Below are 8,266 nucleotides of genomic sequence, written 5' to 3' on the forward strand. Positions count from 1 at the left end.
CTTTCCTACATTGGGAAGATATCGCATGTGAAGTTATTTTCAGGTCGTCATCCCCGGGCTTGACCCGGGGATCAGCCCGCAACTGAGGGGCAGAGCCCAGTCAAACCTGATGCCCGGCCAATCTTGATTCAAGAGTGGGCCCGGGCATGACGATTTTGGATACATGCGATACCCCCCAACGTGGGAAAGGGTTAGGGAGAGGGGGCTTGCTCTTACATCCGCATCCGGGCTGATTTCGGGTCATACATGGGCGCGAGGCTCGCTTCGGCCTGGCAGCGCGTGAGTGCCACGCCGATCTCGAACTTCCCTTCAGCGATAAACGCCGCATCGACGCCGTCTTTGTTATGAACATAGCCCATGCCGATGGCGCCACCCAGATGATGGCCGTAATTGGCCGAGGTGACGAGGCCCACCAGCGCGCCGTTCCGGTAAATCGGCTCGTTGTGATAGAGCAGCTTTTCGGGATCGGTCAGCTTGAACTGCACCATGCGGCGGCCGAGCTTGCCTTCCTTCTGTTTCAGCACCGCGTCGCGGCCGATGAAGGGCACCTTCTTGTCGAAGGCGCAGGTGAAGCCGAGGCCCGCTTCCAGGATCGTGTCCTTGATGCCGATATCGTGGCCCCAATGGCGGAAGGCCTTTTCGATGCGGCAGGCATCCATCGCATGCATGCCGGCCGGCCGCACGCCGAGACCCTCCCCCGCTTCGAGCACGGCATGAAGGACGCCGCGCGCGAATTCCGTCGGAATGTAAAGCTCCCAGCCCAGCTCGCCGACATAGGAAATGCGCGTCGCGCGCACCTTCGCATTCCCCATCTCGATATGCTTGGTGGCGCCGAAGGGGAAGCCGGCATTGGAAAGATCGGCATCGGTGATGCGCTGGAGCAGCTCGCGGCTCTTCGGCCCCATGACGCCGAGCGTCGCATAAGACGTGGTCATATCGACCAGCTCGACATCCTCGCCCGCCAGCACATGGTCTTTGAGGTAATGCCAGTCGCGCGTCGCGGTCGCCGCCGCCGTCACCACCATGAACTTCGCGTCGGTGATGCGGAAGACGGTCAAGTCCGCCTCGATCCCGCCCTGCTCATTGAGCCATTGCGTGTAGACGGCCCTGCCGGGTTGCGCGATGTCGGCGGTCGAGACGCGCTGCAGCAGCGCTTCCGCATGTTTGCCCACGACCAGGAACTTGGCGAAGGTCGAAAGATCGTAAAGCGCCACACCCTCGCGCGTCGCCTTCACGTCGGCGGCCGCATAGGGGAACCAGTTCTGGCGGCCGTAGGAGTATTCATATTCCGGCTTCACACCCTTTGGTGCATACCAGTTCGGCCGCTCCCAGCCGGCCACTTCGCCGAAACAGGCGCCCAAGCCCTTCCAATCTTCGTAGAAGGCCGTCTGGCGGACATTCCTAGAGCTTTCGAACTGGCGGTACGGCCAGTGCATCGCATAGAGAAGGCCCAAGGCCTCCGAAACGCGCGGCACCAGGAAGCTCTTGCGGCTCATATGCGGCATCAGGCGGCGGATATCCACCTCCCACAGATCGTAGGGCGGCTCGCCATCGACGATCCAGTGCGCCAGCGCCATGCCGGCGCCGCCGCCCGATTGAATGCCGATCGAGTTGAAACCGGCGGCGACGAAGAAGTTCTTCACTTCCGGCGCCGGCCCCAGGATATAGCGCTGATCCGCCGTGAAGCTTTCCGGCCCGTTGAAGAATTTGCGGATGCCGACCTTCTGCAGGCTCGGCACGCGGTGCATGGCGCCCTCGAGGATCGGCGCGAAATGATCGAAATCCTCAGGGAGTTCGTCGAAGGCGAAATCCTCGCGGATGCCGTTCATGCCCCAGGGCTTGGCCTTCGGCTCGAAGGCGCCCAGCAGCAGCTTCCCGGCATCTTCCTTGTAATAGGCGCATTGATCCATGTCGCGCATGACGGGCAGATCCGGCGTCATGCCTTCCATCGGCTCGGTCACGATGTAGAAATGCTCGCAGGCATGGAGCGGGATATTGACGCCGAGCTTCGCACCGATCTCGCGCGACCACATGCCGGCGGCACACACGACATATTCCGCTCTTATGATCCCGTCCGAGGTGCGCACGCCGACGGCGCGGCCATTCTCCACCAGTACTTCCTCGACCTTCGTATCCTCGAAAATCTTGGCCCCCTTCATCCGGGCGCCCTTGGCCAGCGCCATGGTGGTGTCGGCCGGATTGCACTTGCCGTCCTTCGGATAAAAGATGCCGCCGATCACATCGTCGGTGTTGAGGAGCGGCCATTTTTCCTGCACGCCGGCCCGGTCGAGCTCGATACATTCGACCTCGAAGCTCTGCAGCATGTCGGCGCCACGGCGGAACTCCTCCCAGCGCGCTTCCGAGGTCGCGACCGACAGCGAGCCCGGCTGCACGAAGCCCGTCGCCTGCTCGGTCTCCTTCTCCAGCGTGGTATAGAGATCGGTCGTATATTTGGCGAGCTTGGTCAGGCTCTCGCTATAGAGCGAAGCGCGCACCAGCCCCGCCGCATGCCAGGTGGTGCCGCTGGTCAGCTTCTTCCGCTCCAGCAGCACGGTCTCCCTGCCCCAGCCGAGCCTGCCTAAGTGATAAGCGATCGAACAACCGAGGATACCGCCACCGATGATGACGACGCGGGCTTCTTTCGGGAGAGACATGGGGATCGTTTTCTTCGCTGGTTGAGTTGGTGGCGGATTATGCGGTGGGTGTGGTCAGGGGGCAAATAGACGGTTTCGATGGCGGGTATCGAGAGCCCCCTCACCCCAACCCCTCTCCCGCGAGGGGAGAGGGGCTAGATGCGTCGGGCGCAATAGCCTTCAGTTGCAACGAACCTGCCAGCGGCACTACATTCCCTCTCCCCTCGCGGGAGAGGGTCAGGGTGAGGGGGAGCGATTGATGACTCTCACCCATTACCACGCCTTCAACCTTTCATTCTTCGGATCGAAGATCGGTTCTTCGGCGACGACAGCCGGGAAGCGTTTCCCGAGGATCTCGACTTCGAGCTTCGTTCCCACATTGGCAAGATCGAGGCGCACATAGGAGAGTGCGATCGACTTCCCGATCCGGAAACCCCAGCCGCCGGAACCGACGATGCCGACCTTCTCACCGTCCTGGAAAACGATCGAGCAGGTCGGCGCATCCGCCGTATTGCCTTCGACGATGAGCGGCACGAAGCGTTCCTTCTCGCCCGCCTCATGGCGCTTGATGAGGGCCTCGCGGCCGATGAAATCGCCCTTATTGAGCTTCACGAAGCGTTCGAGACCGGCGTCGAAGGGCGTGTATTCATGGGTGATGTCCTGCTTCCACGAACGGTAGCCTTTTTCGAGGCGTAAGGAATCCATCGCATACATGCCGAAATCCTTGAGGCCGAATTCCTTGCCAGCCTCGGAGATCGCATCATAGACGTGGACGAGGTCGCCCATCGGCACATGGAGTTCCCAGCCCAATTCGCCGACATAGTTAACGCGCAACGCCGTGACTTTCTTACCCGCCACGACAATCTCCTGACAGCTCGGCCAGGGGAAGGCGTTGTTGGAAAGATCGGCATCGGTGATTTTCTTGAGGAGGTCGCGCGACCGCGGTCCCGCCAGCACCAGCGAGGAAGCCAACTGACTGACTTCCGAGAGCTTCACCGACCCATCCGTTGGGAGGTGCTGCGTCAGCCAATCCATGTCATGCCAGAGGCCCGAGCCCGCCGACATCAGATAGAACTTCTCCGGCGCCAGGCGCGTCATGGTGAATTCGGAGAGGATCGAGCCCTTGGGCGTCAGCGTGTAGGCGAGCGTCACCCGGTTCGATCTGGGCAGCGCGCCGCAGACCAGATGATCGAGCCATTTCTCGGCGCCCGGCCCTTCGACGATGAACTTCGAGAAACCGCCGAGATCCATGATGCCGACATGGTTGGCGACCGCATCGCATTCCGCGCGCACCGGCTCGAACCAGGCCTGCTCCGCGCGGTGGAAGGAGAGCCTCGGCTCCGCTTCCGCCGCGCTGCGCGGAAAGTAGGCGGCGCGTTCCCAGCCACCGCGCGCACCCATGACGGCACCCTTCTGGGTCAGCTTCTCGAAGAGCGGCGTTTTGAGGCGCGGGCGGCCCGCCGGGCGTTCCTCATTGGGGAAGCCGATCGCATATTCGTTCTGGTAAAGCTCCTCGGCCTTCTCGATCGTGTATTTCTGATCGGCAAAGACCGTGTAGCGGCGATGGTCGAGGCCCCACAGGTCCCATTCCGGCTCGCCATGCACGACATATTCGGCAATCGTCTTGCCGGCACCCCCGCCCTGGCAGATGCCGAAGCTAAAAGTATTGGCGTTGTAGAAATTGGTGAGGCCATGCTGCGGCCCGATATAGGGGTTGCCGTCCGGCGAATAGGGAATCGGGCCATTGATGACCTTCTGCACGCCGACCGTGCCCAGCACAGGCACGCGCGCAACCGCCTGCTCGATATAGCTTTCGAGGCGGTCGAGATCGTCGGGCCACAGCTGGAAGGCGAATTCGGCCGGAATGCCGTCATGCCAATCCGATTTGCAGTTCCATTCATAGGGGCCGAGGATGAGGCCGTCGCGTTCCTGCCTGAGGTAATAGGAGACGTCGGGATCGCGCACCAGCGGCAGCTTCATATCCCGCGCCGCCAGTTCCGGGATCATCTCGGTGATGAGGTACTGGTGCTGCATGGCGATGATGGGGAGGTATTGCCCGACCATCGCCGCCACCTCGCCGGCGCGGTAGCCGGCGGCGTTGATGACCTTCTCCGCCACGAATTCCGTGCCGTCCTTGGTGGTGATCTTCCATTCGCCGGAGGGCAATTGCTTGATGGCGCTGACACCATTGAAGCGCAAGACCTTGGCGCCCATATCCTTGGCGCCCTTGGCGAGCGCTTGCGTGAGCTGCGACGGGTCGATATCGCCGTCATGGGCGTCCCACAGGCCGCCGACGATATCGTCCATCTCCATCAGCGGGTACTTGTCCTTGATCTCGGACGGCGAGAGCAGCGCGTAGTCCAAACCCTGCGCACGGGCCATCGCCACCGAATGCGCGAATTCCTCCATACGCGCTTTTTTGTGCGCGAGGCGGATCGACCCGGTGATGTGATAGTTCATCGGATAATCGACTTCGGCGCCCAGAATCTTGTAGAGCCTGGCCGAATAGGCCTGCATCTTCATGATGTTCCAGGAACCGGAGAAGGTCGGCACATTGCCCGCGGCATGCCAGGTCGAGCCGGAGGCCAGCTCGTCGCGCTCGATCAGCACGCAATCCTTCCAGCCCAATTTGGCGAGATGATAAAGCGCACTCGCGCCGACAACCCCGCCGCCGATCACGACTACCCGCGCATGTTGCGTCATTCTGGTCCCCTGGAAATCTGGTCTCAAATCCATCAGTAAAACTGTCATGGCCCGCTTCAGGCGGGCCATCCACGAGTTTCCATCGTCTGAAGAAAACAACTCGTGGATCCCCCGCCTTCGCGGGGGATGACATTAAAACGGCACCGAACGGCGACGCTACCCCTTGCGCATATGCTCCCGCTCCAGCCGCACCGGGAACTTCGCGCGGATCGCATCATCCACTGCGGCCGGGATATGGGCCGGGAAGTGGCTTGCCATGATCTGCTTCAACTTCTTCTGCGCGCGGGCGACCGAATCCGGCCTTCCCTGCTCCACCCATTCCTTGGGGTTCGCGCGGTCGCCGATCATGGGATAGACATATTCCGTCTGCATCAGCTGCAACGTCTGCTCGGACCCCAGATAGTGGCCGGGTCCTTCCAGGCAGGTCTTGCGGATGGTCTCGATGGAAAGATGCTCGTCCGAAACATCGATGCCTTTGATCGTGCGTTGCGTGGCGCCGATGATGTCATTATCGATGAGCAGGCTTTCCAGGCAGAAGCCGAGCAAGCTTGCATGCATGCCGGCCGATTCGTAGATCAAATTGGCGCCGGCATTGCCGACCAGGGCATGGTTATAGGCCTTCTCGTAACCGGCCTGTGCATCCGGCAGTTTGGAATCCGTCATGCCCGAGGCGGTGCCGCCGGTGAGATCGTAGAACTGCGCCATCTGCGCCGAGGCCGCCGAGAGCAAGGCCTGTTCCGGCGAGCCGCCTGACATGGCGCCGGTGCGAAGGTCCGAAACGAAGCACCAGGTGCCGAAGATCGCCGGCGCCCCCGGCTTGATCGCGTTCACATAGACGAGGCCGGCGAGGCATTCCGCCACTTCCTGCACGACGGCGCCGGCCAGGGCTGCCGGCGCCGTCGCACCCGCCTGGCCCGCCGAGAGCAGCAGCACCGGCATGCCGCCGCGCACCGCCACTTCCAGGCACCGGCAGGCATCCTGCGCGAACTTCAAGGGCGGCACGACGAAACAATTGGACTGGCTGACGAAGGGACGTTCGCGCCACTTGTCCTCGCCGCCGGCGATCATGTGCAGCATCTCGAGGCTGGCTTCGAGATGTTTGGGATCGACCCAGCTCGACCCCACATGCTTTGTGGTGCCGGAGACGGCCGCGTAGCAGGTGTTGAAGTCCATCTCGAAGGGGTCCGGCAGGTCGCGGCACACGACCGAACGCTGATAGAAATGGATATGGTCCAGCGTGTCGACGATGCGCGAGATGTCATACTGGTCCTTGGTGACCGAATCCCGATAATCGCCGGTCACCGGATCGACCATGTGCACGGCGGCCCCCGCCGTGCCGAAATAGACCTTCTTGTCCCAGGGGTGCAGATCGTGGCGCGGGTCCTGCGCATAAAGCGGGAAGCGGCGCGCGGCTTTGGCCAGCGCATCCTCGACCACGGCGCGCGGGAAGGTCAGGCGGCCATTGGCGTTCAGAACCGCGCCGGCCTTGGTCATCGCCTCGATACCGCTGGGGATCGCGTCGGCCATGCCGATCTGCTCCAGCACATCGAGGGCGGCATTGTGGATCTTCAGCACCTCGGCCTCCGAAAGCGGCTTGTAGCGGCCGCCTTCCAGTCCCGGGCGCACCGGCTGCTGGTTTTCGGGCAAGGGGGCCGCACGCGCCGCGCGCCGCGCCTCGCGGCCGCCGCGCCGCACCGTGGTGTCCAAAGTCGTGCTCATGGATGATCTCCTTAGGGCGGGCGCAGATAACCCCGCGTTTTCGGGCGGATATTCGCCCCGGGAGCCCATTCGGGCAAGCGACCCTTCTTCAGCTTTTCATGAAATCATTTCATGTACAGAGCCGAAAAAATTCGCTAAATCATGCTGCATGGCGAAACGAAATCTTCCATCGCTGAAATCGCTTCAGGCTTTCGAGGCCGCGGCCCGGCATTTGTCGTTCCGGGTGGCGGCCGAGGAGCTGAGCCTCACCCAATCGGCCATCAGCCATCAGGTGGCGGGGCTGGAGGAGCGCCTGGGCACCTCCCTCTTCCGCCGCGCCGCGCGCCGGGTGGAGCTGACCGAGGCCGGAGCCCAGCTCTATCCCAACCTTCGCGACGGCTTCGATCGGCTGGCGCAGGGAGTGGGCCTGGTCGACCGCGTGCGGATCTCCGGCGATCTCGTGATCCAGGTCTATGTGACCGTCGCCGTGCGCTGGCTGCTGCCGCGCCTGCATCTATTCCAGGCCAAACATCCCGACATCCTGGTGCGCTTCTTCACGGAGCAATCGGATTGGGAGTTCGACGCGATCGCGGGCGATCTGGGCTTCATTTGCACGCGCAATCCGAACCGGCCGGGCATCCACTACATGCATCTTTTCGATGCCCGTCTCGTCGCCGTCTGTTCGCCCACCGTGCAGCTGGCCGGTATAGGCCTGCGGCAGCCGGCCGATCTCGTCAACCACGCCATGCTGCAGGTCTACACCGCCGCCGAGGATTGGCACGATTGGCTGGAAGCGGCGCATCTCCCGACACTCAAGGGCCGCGCCGCGCCCAAATTCGATTCCTATCTGCTCGCCATCGAAGCGGCGGTCGAGGGCCAGGGTGTCGCCGTGGTGCCGGAATTCATGGTGGCGCCCGACTTGAAGAGCGGCCGCCTGGTGAAGCCCTTCCCCGAGATCGAGGTGCGCCACGGCGCCAGCTGGTATCTGGCCTGTCTCGAAGAACGCGTGAAAGAGCCCCGCATGCAGCATTTCCGCGACTGGCTGGTGGCGGAAATTGCCAGCGATCCGGCGTTTGCTGGATAGATAGCCCCCTCTCCCTAACCCTCCCCCACGTTGGGGGCTACGATGTTCACACATCTCGTGGGACTTGCGGATTGGCTCGGAAGCTGACTCTCTATAGCGGTGCTTCGGCTATGGGAGAAGGTGATGGAACTGAGCCTAGGAGAGTTTG

General features: G+C 62.5%; 4 protein-coding genes. 1 reads left to right on the plus strand and 3 read right to left on the minus strand.

Features of this window, described 5'->3' with window-relative positions:
• Nucleotides 1-212: 212 nt before the first annotated feature.
• From ACE3TY_RS19670 to ACE3TY_RS19680, 3 genes are all read right to left on the minus strand, one after another.
• Nucleotides 213-2,654: an FAD-dependent oxidoreductase gene (locus ACE3TY_RS19670; protein ID WP_374656170.1), complete on the minus strand. Its 2,442-nt coding sequence runs from the start codon at nt 2,652-2,654 to the stop codon at nt 213-215.
• 252 nt (nt 2,655-2,906) lie between these two features.
• Entirely contained in the window at nt 2,907-5,336 is a 2,430-nt protein-coding gene (locus ACE3TY_RS19675; RefSeq protein WP_374656172.1) for an FAD-dependent oxidoreductase, read from the minus strand.
• Between the two features lie 156 nt (nt 5,337-5,492).
• On the minus strand, nt 5,493-7,055 hold the full coding sequence (locus tag ACE3TY_RS19680; protein WP_374656174.1) for a trimethylamine methyltransferase family protein: 1,563 nt from the start codon (nt 7,053-7,055) through the stop codon (nt 5,493-5,495).
• Between the two features lie 148 nt (nt 7,056-7,203).
• Here ACE3TY_RS19680 and ACE3TY_RS19685 point away from each other — a divergent pair, with 148 nt between their 5' ends.
• Nucleotides 7,204-8,118, plus strand: a complete 915-nt coding sequence (locus ACE3TY_RS19685) for a LysR substrate-binding domain-containing protein (protein ID WP_374656176.1) — start codon at nt 7,204-7,206, stop codon at nt 8,116-8,118.
• Nucleotides 8,119-8,266 lie beyond the last annotated feature (148 nt).

This window comes from Dongia sp., assembly GCF_041918875.1.
In the GTDB taxonomy this organism is placed as follows: Bacteria; Pseudomonadota; Alphaproteobacteria; order Dongiales; family Dongiaceae; genus Dongia.